Source organism: Marinicella sediminis (assembly GCF_002000055.1).
GTDB classification, from domain to species: domain Bacteria; phylum Pseudomonadota; class Gammaproteobacteria; order Xanthomonadales; family Marinicellaceae; genus Marinicella; species Marinicella sediminis.
The window spans coordinates 193,285-209,440 of the sequence record NZ_MVBD01000007.1; the positions used below are offsets into that span (position 1 = coordinate 193,285).

12 protein-coding genes are annotated in these 16,156 nt (G+C 49.8%); 8 read left to right on the forward strand and 4 right to left on the reverse strand.

The window, feature by feature from the left end; translation table 11 throughout:
* The 7 genes from B0475_RS11415 to B0475_RS11445 all read left to right on the forward strand — a co-directional run bounded on the left by B0475_RS11415 (position 1) and on the right by B0475_RS11445 (position 8,677).
* Complete coding sequence (locus tag B0475_RS11415) at positions 1–558, forward strand: L-threonylcarbamoyladenylate synthase (protein ID WP_077411984.1); 558 nt, start codon at positions 1–3, stop codon at positions 556–558.
* The gene (gene waaA, locus B0475_RS11420) at positions 555–1,889 is read left to right on the forward strand and encodes a lipid IV(A) 3-deoxy-D-manno-octulosonic acid transferase (RefSeq protein ID WP_077411985.1); all 1,335 of its coding nucleotides are present in this window, start codon (positions 555–557) and stop codon (positions 1,887–1,889) included. Before B0475_RS11415 ends, waaA begins: the two co-directional genes overlap by 4 nt.
* On the forward strand, positions 1,886–4,468 hold the full coding sequence (locus tag B0475_RS11425; RefSeq protein ID WP_077411986.1) for a beta propeller repeat protein: 2,583 nt from the start codon (positions 1,886–1,888) through the stop codon (positions 4,466–4,468). Before waaA ends, B0475_RS11425 begins: the two co-directional genes overlap by 4 nt.
* Positions 4,465–4,932, forward strand: coding sequence for a GNAT family N-acetyltransferase (locus tag B0475_RS11430; RefSeq protein WP_077411987.1), 468 nt, complete (start codon positions 4,465–4,467; stop codon positions 4,930–4,932). The genes B0475_RS11425 and B0475_RS11430 overlap by 4 nt, the downstream gene beginning before the upstream one ends.
* Positions 4,933–5,012: 80 nt before the next feature.
* Positions 5,013–6,386, forward strand: a complete 1,374-nt coding sequence (locus B0475_RS11435; protein ID WP_077411988.1) for a leucyl aminopeptidase family protein — start codon at positions 5,013–5,015, stop codon at positions 6,384–6,386.
* Complete coding sequence (locus tag B0475_RS11440; protein WP_077411989.1) at positions 6,383–7,858, forward strand: helicase HerA-like domain-containing protein; 1,476 nt, start codon at positions 6,383–6,385, stop codon at positions 7,856–7,858. Before B0475_RS11435 ends, B0475_RS11440 begins: the two co-directional genes overlap by 4 nt.
* A gap of 6 nt (positions 7,859–7,864) precedes the next feature.
* The gene (locus B0475_RS11445) at positions 7,865–8,677 is read left to right on the forward strand and encodes a sulfite exporter TauE/SafE family protein (RefSeq protein ID WP_077411990.1); all 813 of its coding nucleotides are present in this window, start codon (positions 7,865–7,867) and stop codon (positions 8,675–8,677) included.
* A gap of 475 nt (positions 8,678–9,152) precedes the next feature.
* Here B0475_RS11445 and polA read toward each other — a convergent pair whose 3' ends face one another.
* A complete protein-coding gene (gene polA, locus B0475_RS11450; RefSeq protein WP_077411991.1) occupies positions 9,153–11,822 on the reverse strand; it encodes a DNA polymerase I in 2,670 nt (889 codons plus the stop codon).
* Positions 11,823–12,121: 299 nt separating this feature from the next.
* Between polA and B0475_RS11455 the strand changes: the two genes are divergently transcribed.
* Positions 12,122–13,657 (forward strand): tail fiber domain-containing protein, encoded by a 1,536-nt coding sequence (locus tag B0475_RS11455; RefSeq protein ID WP_077411992.1) that lies wholly within the window; start codon positions 12,122–12,124, stop codon positions 13,655–13,657.
* Between the two features lie 57 nt (positions 13,658–13,714).
* Here the strand turns inward: B0475_RS11455 and B0475_RS11460 are convergent, their stop codons facing one another.
* From B0475_RS11460 to B0475_RS11470, 3 genes are read right to left on the reverse strand one after another with little or no spacing between them, the layout of a single operon-like run.
* Complete coding sequence (locus tag B0475_RS11460) at positions 13,715–14,638, reverse strand: hypothetical protein (protein ID WP_077411993.1); 924 nt, start codon at positions 14,636–14,638, stop codon at positions 13,715–13,717.
* Positions 14,635–15,732, reverse strand: a complete 1,098-nt coding sequence (locus B0475_RS11465; RefSeq protein ID WP_077411994.1) for a DegT/DnrJ/EryC1/StrS family aminotransferase — start codon at positions 15,730–15,732, stop codon at positions 14,635–14,637. The genes B0475_RS11460 and B0475_RS11465 overlap by 4 nt, the downstream gene beginning before the upstream one ends.
* Positions 15,729–16,142: a sugar 3,4-ketoisomerase gene (locus B0475_RS11470; RefSeq protein ID WP_077411995.1), complete on the reverse strand. Its 414-nt coding sequence runs from the start codon at positions 16,140–16,142 to the stop codon at positions 15,729–15,731. The genes B0475_RS11465 and B0475_RS11470 overlap by 4 nt, the downstream gene beginning before the upstream one ends.
* Positions 16,143–16,156 lie beyond the last annotated feature (14 nt).

Consider the following 16,156-nt stretch of genomic DNA (forward strand, 5'->3'; position numbering starts at 1 on the left):
ATGACTGCTCGTGGTCAATCCATTGAACAAGCTGTCAAAGTGGTCCAACAGGGTGGCCTGCTGGTCTACCCCACTGAAGCGGTTTTCGGGCTGGGCTGTGACCACCGCAACGAACAGGCTGTACAGCACTTATTAAAACTCAAGCAACGCCCGGTCAGCAAAGGATTGATTCTGGTCGCATCTCACATCCAGCAAATCATGCCTCTGATCAGGCCAGCCAGACGCACCCATTTGGCCAGGGCCCTGAAAACCTGGCCGGGACATCATACCTGGGTGTTCCCAAAATCAGACGCAGTACCTGACTGGATTTCTGGTGATCATGAAACCCTGGCCGTGCGAGTATCGGCACATCCGACAGTTAAACAACTGTGTGATCAACTGAATGCGCCACTGGTTTCAACCAGCGCCAATATTTCTGGACAAATGACGCCGGCTAATTGTCAGGAAATGATCCGCATCTGGGGAGATCAGGTGGCTTATTATCTGGACCAACCTTTGGGTGGACTTGACACCCCTTCACCAATCAGAATGGCCAGTGATGGCAGCAGCTTCCGATGAAACTAGAACTCAGATCCCGCTTTTATTCTCTGGTCACCACTTTGCTGACCCCTTTGGTGTTAATCAGATTGGCAACCCGGGGTATCAAAACCAAAGCCTATTTGCAGCGCTGGCATGAACGCTTTGGCTGGTTCAAAGCCCCACAGTTCAATGACCACACCATTTGGGTCCATGCCGTTTCTGTGGGTGAAGTCAATGCCGCCATTCCACTGATCAAGGCGCTGATGGAAAAATACCAGGACCATTCCTTCGTATTAACCACCATCACCCCGACGGGTTCAGACCGGGTACAACAAATTTTTGGAGATCAGGTTTTTCACGTTTATTTGCCATATGACTTACCTGGCGCCGTGAAACGATTTTTGCGTAAAACCAAACCGCGTCTAGCGGTGATCATGGAAACCGAAATCTGGCCCAATCTGTTTCGCTTCTGTAAGAAAAAAAACATTCCCATTGTGGTGGCCAATGCGCGCCTTTCCGAAGTTTCAATGAAAGGCTACCGCTGGGTTGAATCATTGGCGGCCAAGGCATTCAACGACACGGCTTATGTCGCTGCACAAACTGTCACCGATGCCAAAAGAATGATTCAGCTGGGTTGTTACCCGGAAAAAATATTCGTCGTGGGCAGCCTGAAATTTGACATCATCATTGAAGACCACATCATTCGCAAAGGTGAGGAAATCCGTGAACACTATCAAAACAGTCGTCTGGTCTGGATTGCGGCAAGCACCCATCAGGATGATGAAATTGAAGTACTTGATGCCTATGCGGTGCTCAAACAAAGACACCCCAAGCTGATGCTGGTCATTGTCCCCCGTCATCCGGAACGATTCCAAAGCACCACCCAAGCCTGCCGCAACAAAGGGTTCAATACCCAATTGCGCAGTGAAATTGGCTTGTGTGACATCGACGGCGATGTGTTTGTGGTGGATACCATGGGTGAAATGCTGGAATTTTACGCCTCCTCTGACATCGCCTTTGTGGGTGGATCGATTGCCAACATTGGCGGCCATAATGTATTGGAAGCTGCGGTGTTTTCCCTTCCTGTACTGGTGGGTCCCAACACCCACAACTTCACTGAAATCACCCAATTACTTAATGACTGCGGAGGATCACAAACTGTCTATGATGCCAATGACATCATTCGCAGCATGGAATACCTCATTGAAGACGAAGCAGCCAGACTGGCCATGGGTAAAGCGGCCAAAGTATTGGTTGAAAAAAACCGCGGTGCGGTTAATCTGACCATGAATCTCATCGAGTCAGCGATTGACCAAAAGCCATTGAATGAACACATTACCAACAAACACTTCCCAAAGATATCGCCATGAAAAAATCCATTTTAATGATTCTGGTCACCCTGTTGGCCGCCTGCTCACCGACTGATCAATCCACGCTCATGCCTGATCACCAAAAACCCGTCAGGGGTGATTACTGGGCGGTTCGATACAGTTACCCAACCGGACAGTTCAAACAACAATGGTTAACCGATGGCAAACAGGAACACCTGCAACAACCCGCACTGGCACCGCCTGTATCCAGCAGCGCCAGAAACTTCAATGGCCTGGATCCCGATGGCTTTGTGGCAATGGGGCCTGAGCCTCTGGGTAATCCAGCCGGCACCGCATATTCAGGACGGGTCAATGTGATTGTCACTCATCCCTCAGACGCTTCAGTGGCCTATGCCGGGGTAGATGGCGGTGGGGTATGGAAAACCACCGACTGCTGTGATGACCAAACCACCTGGCAAGTGGTGAGTGATGTCTCATCAGTCAATGGTTCAGCGATTGGCGACTTACACATAGACCCGCTGAACCCCGACACCATCTATGCCGGTACGGGAGACCTGCGCTATGGATCATACTCCTTTGGCAGCGCCGGCTTATTGCGCTCCAAAGATGCTGGTGCCAGTTGGGAAGTTTTGGGCGAAGCAGAGTTTGACCCATACCGCAATCAACCAGCCGGAGAATTTCCCCAGTATCAGGCCATCGGCCGGGTCAGAACGCATCCCCAGGATGCTGACCGCATAGTGGTAGGCACCAAGACAGGTTTGTATTTTTCATACAATGACGGAGCGGACTGGACCGGCCCTTGCCTGACCAATCCTCACACCAGTCAGCGACAGGATACCACCGGCATGGAAGTAACGGCCAGTGGTGAAATTTTCGTGGCCATCGGCACCCGGGGTCACAACACAACAGTCCAACCCGATCTTGATCAGAACGGCGCCAATGGTATCTACCGAACCAGTTTTCCACAGGCCGGTTGCCCTGCCTGGAACCTGGTGTCAACAGCAACCAACGGTTGGCCTGCCGGTACCGGCGAAGGCGTACCTTTCCCCAACAACTCACTGGGACGCATCGATCTGGCCATGGCACCATCTGACAATGACGTGCTGTACGCCCAGGTGGCCAACATCACAACCCGCGCAGTTCAAGGCGTCTGGAAAACCACCGATGGGGGCATCAACTGGACCCAGGTGGCCACCACCAATGATTTCATTGGCTGTGATGACAGTGGCAGCCAGGCCTGGTACGACATGGGGATGAGTGTTTCACCAGTCAATCCCGATGAGTTATTCCTGTCTGCGGTTGACTTGTTCAGGTCCAGCAACGGTGGTGATACATTTACCAACAGCACCTGTGGCTATGCCGGCGGCCCCAATTCGGGAGACTATGTACATGTAGACCACCATGCCAGGGCTTATGTTAACAACGATCCGAATCGTCTGCTGGTGGGGAACGATGGTGGTATTTATTACACCGCCAATGCCGGCGCATCCAACCCCAGAAACATCGTTTACAGTCAACTGAACAACACCATCAACACCATCGAATTCTATTCCGGTGACATCAGTGCTGACTTCGTCAACAGCACCAACCGGGTCGCCGTTGGTGGCGCTCAGGACAATGGTTCATCTGTGGCCACCTGGGACCTGAGCAGCGAAAGCTTTGGTGCCAAACCCTGGACTCAGGTGAATGGGGGTGACGGCATTTATGCGACCATCGAACCGATCAATGGACAACGGGTTTATGTCGAATCTCAATTTGGCAATATGCGCATCAGCACCAATGGGCCACTGGGTAATTACGGCAACTTCGTCAGTCCCTGGTCAGGTGATAACCCGCTGCCGTTCATCTTTCCGTTTCATTTGAACAAACACGATTGCGGGGTGAATTCATGTGACCAGCTGATGGCTGGCACATACCGGATCTGGGAAACCAACAATGGTGGCCTGACCAATGGCAGTTGGTATGTCAACAGTCCGGACCTGACCAAGGGCGTACTGGACGGTCGCTCCATCATTAACCAAATGCACTATGGCATCAGCGACGGCAGCGTGGCCATTGTGGGCACCAATGACGGCAACGTTTATTATGGCTTCGGTATGGGTCAGGGGGTTGCTAACTCAGCCACCTGGGTGGATGTGACTGGTGGTAACAGCGTGTTACCCAACCGCCCTATTCTTGATGTTGTCACCGACGGTCAGACGGCCACCATTGGTTATGCGGCTGTGGGTGGTTTTAATCAGAATACGCCGTTGACTCCAGGACACCTTTTCCAGGTAACCTGTGACAGTGATTGCAGCAATTTTACCTGGCTCGACAAATCCGGCAACTTGCCGAACATCCCGGTGGACAGCGTGATGGTTAACCCCAACCTGCCACAAATGGTCTTCGCCGGTACCGACTGGGGCCTGTACTACACACTGGACATTGGCTCCGCTTCACCCAGTTGGTTTCGATTCACCGAAGGACTGCCATCGGTGATGATCTGGGATATGACCATAGACCGGGGTGCAACCACCCTGGCGGTATTCACCCGTTCCAGGGGCGCCTATGTCTGGCCGCTACCATTGGAGTTTACAGATCTGATCTTTTATGATGGATTCCAACCGGTTGCTCCATGACCGAATTCATCCGTAAAAGCTGGCAGGCCTTAACCACGGATGAAGTGTATCAACTGCTGCGCTTGCGCAGTGCTGTGTTCGTGGTGGAACAAAACTGTGCTTACCAGGATATGGATGGACTGGATCAACTGGCTGAACATTTATTCTGCACCGATGACCAGCAGCACCTCACCGGTTATGCCCGCTTGTTACCGCCGGGTTCTGAAGGTGGTTCACATTGCAGCATCGGCCGGGTTGTGGTGGACCCGTCAAAACGACAACAACAGCTTGGGCGGCAATTGATGCAAACCGCCCTGGCACACTGCGATCAACTGTGGCCCCATGTCCCGGTACTGATCTCAGCCCAAACCTACCTGACTCGCTTTTATCAGGCATTGGGGTTTGTCAACACCGGTGACTATTACCTGGAAGACATGATCCCTCATCAAAAAATGATTCATCAAAAAAATCAACCTGCTGAGTAAACCGTTAACAATTGACAACGGTCTCGATATTCCCCCCCCCCTTGGGTATAATTATTTTTAAATGTCTGAACGGTTAACCAATGATTCCATATATATCCACTGCTTACAATGAACAAACCACGCCCATCATACCCATCACAAAGGGCACTATTGACACCTGGATGGCTGCACAAAGCACGTATCTGCAGGCGGTGGCAAAACAACAAAAATTCGGCGCCAAAGCCGGTCAATCTTTATTTGATTACAAAGCCGACGGCAGCCTGGCCAAAGTTTTTTTGCTGGTCACTGACGAACTCAATCCTTACGACATCTGTCACGCTTTCAAGGGTTGGCCGGAAACGCATTATCACATCGCCTGCGAAACAGCAGAAATCACTGCCCACGTGATCCTGGCCTGGGGTTATGGGAATTATGTCTTTGATCGTTACCTGAAAAACAAGCCTCATCCGACCCTGGTAGTCAAAGATCATCATGAATACCGCACTGAAATCGCTTTGGTCAAAGCCACCAAACTGGTCCGCGACCTGATCAATACCCCGGCCGATGACATGGGTCCAACCGAGCTGTCGGCCTTTGCTGAACATTTTGCTGAAGTCAACCATGCAACATTCACCGAAATCGTTGGCGATGCCTTACTCACTGAAAATTTCCCATCAGTTCATATTGTTGGGCGGGCCAGTCACAAAGCCCCCCGGTTGATTGAGTTAAACTGGGGGAATGACAGCCACCCCAAAGTATCCCTGGTTGGCAAGGGCGTGTGTTTTGACACTGGCGGAAACAACATGAAAGCGGCTCAGTTTATGCGCTGGATGAAAAAAGACATGGGTGGTGGTGCACACGTGCTGGGTTTAGCCCAGCTGATCATAGACCATCAGTTACCGGTGTGCTTACAGGTTTTGATTCCCGCTGTTGAGAATGCGGTTGCAGGCAATGCATTTCGCCAGGGGGATGTGGCACAAACCCGCTCAGGCAAGACCATTGAAATCGGACACACCGACGCCGAAGGACGGGTAATCCTGGCTGACGCACTGACATATGCCAGTGAATCCAAACCAGATCTGATCATCGATTTTGCCACCCTCACCGGTGCTGCCAGGGTGGCCATGGGACCCACGGTAACCCCTTATTTCAGCAACCGTAAAGACATCGCCGATGCCATTTTTGACAGTGGTCAACTGACCCATGATGACACCTGGCCACTGCCCTTACAGCAAAGCTACCAAAAACACATCAAGTCAACCATTGCTGATCTGACCAACTCTTCCAACCTGCCCCAGGCAGGTTGTATTCTGGCGGCCTTGTTTCTGGAACATTTTGTTGACCCTGAGATAGCCTGGGTCCATGTAGATACCTATGGCTGGAATTTTGGTGACCGCACCGGTGGCACCGAAGGTGGCGAATCACTTGGAATGAAAGCCATCTTCCACTGGTTAAAAGAGACTTACAAGCAATGAAAACCACGACCCAACATCTGCACTTTGGCCAGGGTGAACATCCTGCTGTTATTCTGGGGCATTTTGCCAACCGTCATGGACTGATCACTGGCGCCACCGGCACCGGCAAAACCGTTACTTTGCAAGTGCTGGCCGAAAATTTTGCCGAACTGGGCGTACCGGTTTTTATCACCGACATCAAAGGTGATGTATCCGGTCTCTCACAGGCGGGCAAACAAAAAGAATTCCTTGATAACCGGGCCAAAGAACTGAATATTCAGAACTACCGGTATGAAGGCTCACCCACCATTTTCTGGGACATCTTCAAACAACACGGCCACCCGGTGCGTACCACCATTCAGGAAATTGGTCCAATGTACTTAAGCCGCCTTCTGGAATTGTCTGATGTTCAGGAAGGTGTGATTGCCGTGGCATTTAAATACGCGGAACAAAATAACATGGCCTTGCTTGATCTCAAGGACCTGAAATCTTTGCTGCAGTTCATGGGTGAACATTACCAAGAAATTTCTGCTCAGTACGGCCGCATTACCAACGCGTCAATTGGCGCCATTCAGCGCCGCTTGCTTAACTTGGAATCGCAGAGTGCTGACGAGTTATTCGGTGAACCGGCGTTGGCTTTGACTGACCTGATGCGCCAGACCATGACTGGCCAGGGTATCATCAGCATCATGGAATCACGTGAACTGATGATGAAACCACAGTTATATGCGGCTTTTCTGCTGTGGCTGATGACTGAATTATTTGAAACCCTGCCAGAAGTCGGCGATCAACCATTACCCAAACTGATCCTGTTTTTTGATGAAGCACACCTCATCTTTGAAGATGCACCTAAAGAGGTCCTCAGGCGCATTGAACAGGTGGCCAGACTGATCCGGTCAAAGGGTGTTGGGGTCTATTTTTGCACGCAGTCTCCAGGAGATATACCGGAAGATGTGCTGGGCCAGCTCGGCAATAAAATCCAACACGCTTTGCGGGCCTATACCCCCAAAGACAAAAAAGTCATCCGTGCAGTGGCTGATTCATTCCGAGCCAACCCCAATTTCAATACAGCTGATGTGATCACTGAACTGGGCGTCGGTGAGGCCCTGGTGTCTACACTTGAAGAAAAAGGTGCACCTTCAGTGGTAGACCGGGTCAAAATTGCACCACCACGGTGCCGTATGGGACCTGCCACAGACCAGGAGCGATCATTGGTTATGCAGCGTTCACCAGTTGGTGGAAAGTACGATGAGGACCTGGATCGGGAATCTGCTCATGAAAAGCTGAACAAACGTAAAATTGAGCTGGCCGAACAAAAAGCCAAAGAACAAGCCAAATTGGATGCGGAAGAACAAGCCAATGGCCGATACCGAAGAAAACCAGGCCGACCGGCTGATTCATTCATGACCAAACTGGGCAAATCCATCCAGCGCCGGCTCACCACCAAAGCGGTCAACGCCATTTGGAAATCAGTGTTTGGCCGCAGGCGCTGAATCCAGATGCTCAGTGCCTGGCTGCTGCTGATCCTGTTGGGCATGGTGGCCGGCTTTTTGGCCGGCTTATTTGGCATCGGTGGTGGTGCCTTGTTAGTCCCTGCCCTCAGCGCTTTCTTTCTCTGGCAACAAGTGGATCCGCTGGTGGCCGCCCACATGGCATTGGCCACTTCGATGTCCTGTATTATTTTCAATGCCCTGCTCAGTACCCATTCTCATCATCAACATCAGGCCATTCTGTGGCCAGTGGTGCGTCTGATGACACCTGCCGTGATGGCTGGCAGTTTATTGGCCACCTTCGGGGTATTGCACATCAAAGCACAGCAGGTGGCACTGATCTTTTTCTTGCTGATGCTGCTGATTGCATTACGGATGTTGTTTGATCAACGTCAGGAAAAGCTGCAGGAATCCCGCACCATCCCAGGTGTCAATGGCATTGTAGCCGGCACCTTCATCGGCGGCCTTTCCGCCATGATGGCCATTGGTGGCGGTTCATTGACTGTTCCTTATCTGACCTGGTATGGCATCAGAATACAACGCGCTATTGGCACTGCGGCCGCTCTTGGCTTACCCATTGCATTGACCTCAACACTGGTTTTTTCCTGGCAGAATATGAATACCGAATACCCGGGCAGTCAACCGGATCATGTGTTGGGGTATGTTTATTGGCCAGCCACACTGGCCCTCACGGCAGGCAGTCTGCTGACCACCCGTATGGGTGCCAGACTGACCCATCAATTACCCGTCAATTGGCTGAAAAAAATATTTGCCCTGATGCTGATTTTTCTGGCCTGGAACATGTACCGCGCGTTTAATTAACCACGAACAATTGGCAGGCTGGCTGTACCACCAACGCAGTCCTCAGCTGTTTTGTGAACCAGCTCACACCATGCACCCAGTCACCCCGGGAGTTATCCACACATTCTGTGGATAACTTTGTTCATAACTTTGATTTAAGCAGGCCTCAAGCGCAGAGGCAGGACAACAGAGTCACATTGGTTAATCTTTAACCACTCTGCGAATACACTTATTTATCAATCACTTACGTGATTTATTGCATGTGAAAGTAAAGTGAAAGTAGCTAAAGTCTTGTTTTGTGACATGGCTGTGAAGGGCTGTGTATAAAAGAATGCTGTCAACGGCGTTTCATTAACTTTTGCTTATGTATTAAGTCTTACCTGGCAGGTTACCTGATGCGGTGATCTGCGCTGCTGTCAGCCCACTGACTGAAGGCGATGACCACAGCGCTGATCCCACCAGCCAACCTGGCATCCTGAACCATGAGCATGGCTGTTCAATGGGCCTCATCCCAATTGTCTCCCACACCATAATCAACCACCAAAGGCACATCGAGTTGAACCACCTGTTCCATCAGTGATTTGATCTTTTCTGACCAGTCTGCAGCCTGCTCACGGCGCACTTCAAAAACCAACTCATCATGTACCTGCATGATCATGCGTATGTCATCAGCTCCGGCAATCTGCTCGTGCACTGCCAGCATGGCTTGTTTGATGATGTCAGCCGCAGAACCTTGCATCGGCGCATTAATGGCCGCTCGTTCTGCACCGGAACGCACCCTTGCATTGCGGTTATTGATTTCAGGGAAAAACAGGCGTCGCCCAAACAACGTATCCAGATAACCCTGTTCTGCAGCCTGTTGCTTCACTGACTCGATGAATCCAGCCACCTTGGGATATTGAGCAAAATACTGTTTCATGTACTTTGAGGCCTCTTTGCGGCTGATGTGCAATTGTTTACTTAAACCAAAAGCACTCATGCCATACATCAGGCCAAAATTAATCGCTTTGGCTGCCCGCCGCTGTTCTGAACTGACCTCTTCCAGCGGAGTCTCAAACACCTGGGAGGCAGTCTGACTGTGTACATCTACATCATTGTTGAATGCAGCTAACAGGTTCTCGTCACCAGACAAATGAGCCATGATGCGCAGTTCAATCTGGGAATAATCTGCCGCCATCAAAACCCAGCCCTCAGGTGCTACAAAAGCTTTGCGGACCTGGCGACCTTCTTTGGTCCTGATGGGGATGTTTTGTAAATTGGGGTTCGCCGATGACAAACGACCAGTGATGGCCACCGCCTGATGATAGGAGGTGTGAACACGGCCGGTCTTTGCATTCACTTCCAGAGGCAATTTATCGGTATAAGTGCTTTTCAGCTTACTCAATGAGCGGTACTCAAGAATCACTGCCGGCAACTCATATTCACCGGATAAGTCCTGCAACACATCTTCGGAAGTTGAGGCCTGACCGGTGGCGGTTTTTTTCAATACCGGCAAGCCCTGCTCCTCAAACAAAATGGTTTGCAATTGTTTCGGCGAACCAAGATTGAAAGACTTACCGGCCAGCTCGTGAGCCTGCTCTTCAAGGTCTGCCATGCGAATTGCCAGCTGTTCACTTTGTCTCGCCAGCTCTTCACTGTCGAGCAGCACACCCGTTTGCTCCATACCCGCCAACACCTGTACCAATGGCATTTCCAGGTCGGTGAAAACCTTTTTTTGTTCTGCTGTTGATAACCGGGACCACAATTCGTGATGCAACTGCAGGGTGATGTCAGCATCCTCTGCAGCGTAATGTGTGGCATCAGCCAGTGACACCTGTGCAAAAGGTATTTGTTTGGCACCTTTGCCACAAATGTCTTCATACTTGGTGGTCTTTTTATCGAGGTACAATGCAGCCAATGAATCCATATCATGTCGCGAAGCAGCGGCATTCAGAACATAGGATTCCAGCATGGTATCGAATTTTTGTGATGTGATTTGCTGGCCATACCCTGACAGAACGTTCAGGTCGTATTTGAAATGCTGCCCCACCACATCGACGCTCTGCATCACCGGTATCACAGCCTGTAATACATCATCCAGTGGCAGCTGTGGCTCTTCGGTTTCATGAGCCAAAGGGACATAAGCGGCTGCTCCGGCGGAATGGCTGAAAGACATGCCAACCAATCGGGCACCAATCGGATTCAACGAGTCGGTCTCCAGATCAAATGCCACCAAACCGGCATGTTTGATCGCTGAGAGCCATTGCTCAAGGGTTTCCATGTCCTGAATACAGGTGTATTCGATCCTGGGTTCAGAAACTTGCTGTTTGACATCTTCGGCTTTTAATTCAGCAAATCTTTTCATGTCATATTGCTGACCGATGTCATTGAGGCGCCCGATGTCTTTTTCCTGCAGGGCAAAATCTCCTGGTTGATAGTCAACATCGCAGTCCTTTTTAATCACCACCAGTTCCCGGGAAAGCTTCAGTTGCTCAATACCCTCTCGTAAATACTCACCCACTTTGCCTTTGAATTCTTCGGCATGGGCAATGATGTTGTCCACTGTGCCATATTCGTGCAACCATTTGACTGCGGTTTTAGGACCAACTTTATTGACGCCAGGAATGTTGTCTGAAGAATCCCCAATCAATGCCAGATAGTCAATGATTTGTTCGGGTTCGACCCCAAACTTTTCCTTGACCCCGGCCACATCCAACACCACGTCAGACATGGTATTAACCAGTGTCACATGGTCTGAGACCAATTGGGCCAGGTCTTTGTCACTGGTGGAAACCAGCGTTTCTATTCCCAGACTCTCGGCTTTTTTAACCAGGGTGCCAATCACATCATCGGCTTCGACATGCGGAATTTCCAGCATTGGGATACCCATGGCCTTGATCAGGTCCTTGGTCGGTTGCAGCTGCATCCGTAAATCATCAGGCATGGGCGGCCGGTTGGCTTTATATTCAGCGTACATATCATGCCGGAATGTTTTCCCTTTGGCATCAAACACCACCACCATGTACTCCGGATCATATTCATCCAACATCCTCTTGAGCATGTTGGTCACCCCATACATCACGCCGGTAGGGTGGCCATCCTGACTGGTTAATCTATTGAGTCCGGGTGAAAAAAATGCGCGAAACAAATAAGAGGATCCGTCGACCAGGTACAGGGTTTTGTTCATGTTTTTTGATTTACTGAATGGAGCAACTATTGTAGACCGAATGCCGGCGAAAATCATGTGTTGTTCGGTGTCAACTGATGAGCCCTCAACACCTAAAACCCGAACAGCAGGTCAAGTGGACCCGATGCCCCTGAGAGATAATCAGGGCCCTCTTGCCATCAACTGAAATTCCAATCTGTGAATCAGGTCTTAAAATCAGACCCTTAGTTGTGCGAATTATGATATTTTGAATGACAAAAGGGAGGTGTTCAGTTAGTATTTCAAATGTGTAGTATTCATCAAATCACAGGGGAAATCATATGAAATTCAACATTAAATCTTTGACATTGGCCGTGGCCATGGGACTGAGTGGAATGGCCCAGGCAGACACCGAGGCCTTGTTATACAACAATCAACTTGAAATCAATGGGCTGGACAGCCAGGGTGGCTATGAGTTACGCCTCAGGTTACCCGAAGGTACGCTCAAAACTGTTTATCTGGCGCCAACAGAATCCATCACTTTTGAGGCTGCTGACTTTGCTTTGTCTCAATTTGCTGATGGCATTTACAAATATGAGTTATCACCATTGACTCAGAAACTCAACAAAAGCCGGGACCAGGCCAATTCAGCCCAGGCAGCTGGCGACAGCATTTCGGGAACCTTCACCGTAGTCAACGGCAGTACCATCGTTGATCTCGATGAGCAAAACACCCGTGATCAGGTGATCGCTGATGACCTGATTGTCGACGGTTCAATATGTGTTGGTCTTGATTGCGTCAACGGCGAGTCATTTGGTTTTGATACCCTCAGGCTGAAAGAAAACAACCTCAGAATCCGGTTTTTCGATACCAGTAATTCTGCCAGCTTCCCATCCAGAGACTGGGAAATTACGGTCAATGACTCATCCAATGGCGGCGCCAATAAATTTTCCATCACAGACATTGATGGCAGCCGGGTACCATTTACCATTGAAGCCAATGCCAGAAGCAATGCATTGTATGTGGATGACGGAGGCCGGATTGGTGTAGGCACCAGCACGCCTACGGTGGAGATGCACATCGTTGATGGCGACTCACCAACGATGCGATTGGAACAGAACGGCTCAAGCGGCTGGACACCACAAACCTGGGATGTGGCTGGTAATGAGACCAACTTCTTCATACGGGATGCCACCAATGGCAGTAATCTCCCATTCAGAATCAGACCTTCAGCACCTTCCAACTCCGTATACATCAACACCGATGGCCGCATCGGTTTTGGTACGCCTTCACCAAGTCATGCCCTTCATGTGAGTGCCAGTTCCAACATCACCCTGAAGCTGGAAGACAGCACCACGGGTGAATCCTGGAAAATTGCCAACAAGGGAGCCAGTCTGCAGTATGGTAAAACCGGTTCTTTGACCGGTCGTTTTGAGTTTTTTGATACAGGAGAATTTGAGATCGGTGATCCTGCTGCGCGGATTTTTGATCTGGAAAGCACCGGCAACCTGACCATTCTCGGCACACTGTCACAAAACTCTGATGTTAATTCAAAGGAAAACATCGCACAGGTGAACACCGCTGAAGTGCTGCAAAAAGTGATGGATTTACCCATCTCTGTTTGGAATTACAAGTTTGATGAAGACAATGTCAAACACCTTGGCCCCATGGCCCAGGATTTTTATAAACTATTTGGATTGGGAAGTCGCGAAGATAAAATAGCCACCCTGGACACCACTGGTGTCGCGCTGGCTTCCATCAAAGCCCTGGCTGATAAGCTGGCTGACAAAGAGTCCAAAATCAACGATCTGGCGACTGAAAATGAACTGTTGAAGACCCGCCTTGAAGCTTTGGAAAAAGCCATATTGAAAAAATAAGGACCACGGCTCATTGCACCGATAAAGCACGATCAGAACATTCTGGTCGTGCTTTTTTTAACACTTTTGTGGTCCGCTGATCGTCGGATAAAAAGGCAGTTCTGAGGCCAGCCAGCTGATGGAAGGCAATTTCTGTTCCTCCTGATCAAACACATGTCCGATGAAATCAGGGTGCTGAAACCAACGGTGATAATGTACATGTATCAGGTCACTGGCCGCCGGATCACTTGCTCCTTGCTTTTTAAACCTCGGCCTGAATGGCAGTGGGTAGTTAATCGTGATCGGGGGAATCAACGGTTCCGTTTTGAGTTGCTGCAGCACAATAGAAATTGACATTTGCTCATTGAAACCGTAATTGACCTGATGCCGGGAAGAGCCCGAATCAGTTCTGACCTCACTGTCCATCAGTCGTTCAAACGTTTTTTTCCATTGTGTAAAGAATCCGAGTTCATGCCGGGCGAACACAAAACCTGAGTTGTAATACGGCCTGATCAGCTGTTGATCAACGGTGGTGGTCATATTTGCTACAGGCGCCGGCAAACCAAACAAGCCAAAACTTTGTTGCCAATATCCATCTGCCGGATCTTCATCACCAGCAGAACCAATCCCCTTGTTGTCTACCGGCCTGACAACCACCGGGTACTTATGCAGCCAACGGGCATCGAGCGGGTTAACAAACACGGTGTCTGTATCCACCAACAAGATGTCTTCAGAAGTCTGTGTTTCGATTTCACTGGCGGCATAGATGCCGTTACACAATGGAAAATAGTCGTGACGGGTGTTCAGGTTTTGATACACATACTTGCCACCCAGGTTTTCAATGCTTTTGATGGTGCTTACTGACGGTTGATATGCTTCCCTGACACAACACGCCACAGCGGTGACATCACTTGCAGAGCGGTGAAATCGGTTGATTGATTTCTGCAGTAACACTGCCTGTTGTTCCAACAGGCCCTTTTCAACAATATATACAATAATCACAATGGTTCTTGAAAACTGTTACAAGCCGCAATGACTTGCTGGATTTCCTGTTCAGACAACCCAGGATAAATAGGCAGGCTGACCACTTGCTGACAGATCTGTTCAGTCAATGGCAGATGACTGTCCCCGTATTCTTTCTGGTATGCACCGGATAAGTGAGGTGGAACCGGGTAATGAATCATGCTTTCCACACCTTGGTTTTGCAGGTGATTCATGAAGGCCTGACGGTCTGTTACCCGCACCACAAACTGATGCCAGACATGACCTGATACCTGTTGAGGTAAGCGAAGCAAGGGGTTTTTGATGTTTTGCAGGAATTGGCCGGCGATCTGATTTCTTTGTTGGTTTTTCGATTCAAGGTATGTCAGCTTTTCCAACAACACTGCAGCCTGTATCTCATCAAGCCTGCAGTTGAGTCCCGGCATGTCATGCTGATATTTTACCACTGAACCATAATTACGCAGCTTCAGCAGCCTGGAATACAAGGCCTGATCATTGGTGGTGATGGCACCGGCATCTCCGAGGGCACCCAGGTTTTTGGTTGGATAAAAACTAAAAGCCCCTGCCAGCCCCATGGATCCGGCCATTGCGCCTTCACATTTTGCACCCTGAGCCTGAGCGGCATCTTCAATGACCGGCAGCTGGTGTCGATCAGCCACGGCCCTGATGGCTGACATGTTGGCCGGAGCACCGTACAAATGAACCACCATAATTGCTTTTGTGCGTTCAGTGATGGCCTGTTCAAGCGCTGCCGGGTTGATGTTGTAATCCTGATCGTCCGGTTCCACAGGTATGATTTTCGCGCCCAAATCGCTCACCGGTAACCATGACGCAATGAAGGTGTGTGCCGGCACAATGACTTCAGCATGCTCATCGATTTGCAGGGCTTTTAAAATCAACCGAATGGCATCCAGACCGTTACTCACACCAAGACAGTGATTGACCCCGATGTATTCAGCAAATGCCGTTTCAAATGCCTGCAGTTTTGGTCCCAGTATAAATTGGCCTGATGAAATGGTGTCATCAATGGCTTGCCGCACCGCTGCCATGTAATCCTGGCTTTCTGCCGCAAAATTAAAAAACCGAACAGTCATTGCCGCTGATTAACAATGTCCACAAATTCATCATAATCATGGTAATAGTCATCTGGATCATACTTATTTGACGCCAATACCATCAACACAGATCCTGAAGAAAAATTACTGATTTCACGCCAGATCATGGGACATAAATACAAGCCATAATAAGACCTGTTCATGTGAATCACTTTGCTGCTGTGGCCATCGTCTATTTTGATGTCAAAACTACCTGAGAGGGCAATGATGAGCTGATGAAGGCCTTTGTGAGCATGTCCACCCCGTTCCGCGCCACCTGGCACATCATACAAGTAATAGACCCGTTCAATGTCAAACGGGACATGCCTGGAGCCCTCGATAAAAGTTAAATTACCTTTGGGATTGTTCACCACTGGCAAATCAATGATCTTGCATTTGTCAATCAACATATGTGTCTCTCACC

Bases quoted from the DNA above. Each gene is read 5' to 3' on its own strand.
- B0475_RS11415 (WP_077411984.1), top strand. From the start codon at position 1: ATGACTGCTCGTGGTCAATCCATTGAACAAGCTGTCAAAGTGGTCCAA.
- waaA (WP_077411985.1), top strand. From the start codon at position 555: ATGAAACTAGAACTCAGATCCCGCTTTTATTCTCTGGTCACCACTTTG.
- B0475_RS11425 (WP_077411986.1), top strand. From the start codon at position 1,886: ATGAAAAAATCCATTTTAATGATTCTGGTCACCCTGTTGGCCGCCTGC.
- B0475_RS11430 (WP_077411987.1), top strand. From the start codon at position 4,465: ATGACCGAATTCATCCGTAAAAGCTGGCAGGCCTTAACCACGGATGAA.
- B0475_RS11435 (WP_077411988.1), top strand. From the start codon at position 5,013: ATGATTCCATATATATCCACTGCTTACAATGAACAAACCACGCCCATC.
- B0475_RS11440 (WP_077411989.1), top strand. From the start codon at position 6,383: ATGAAAACCACGACCCAACATCTGCACTTTGGCCAGGGTGAACATCCT.
- B0475_RS11445 (WP_077411990.1), top strand. From the start codon at position 7,865: ATGCTCAGTGCCTGGCTGCTGCTGATCCTGTTGGGCATGGTGGCCGGC.
- polA (WP_077411991.1), bottom strand. From the start codon at position 11,822: ATGAACAAAACCCTGTACCTGGTCGACGGATCCTCTTATTTGTTTCGC.
- B0475_RS11455 (WP_077411992.1), top strand. From the start codon at position 12,122: ATGAAATTCAACATTAAATCTTTGACATTGGCCGTGGCCATGGGACTG.
- B0475_RS11465 (WP_077411994.1), bottom strand. From the start codon at position 15,732: ATGACTGTTCGGTTTTTTAATTTTGCGGCAGAAAGCCAGGATTACATG.
- B0475_RS11470 (WP_077411995.1), bottom strand. From the start codon at position 16,142: ATGTTGATTGACAAATGCAAGATCATTGATTTGCCAGTGGTGAACAAT.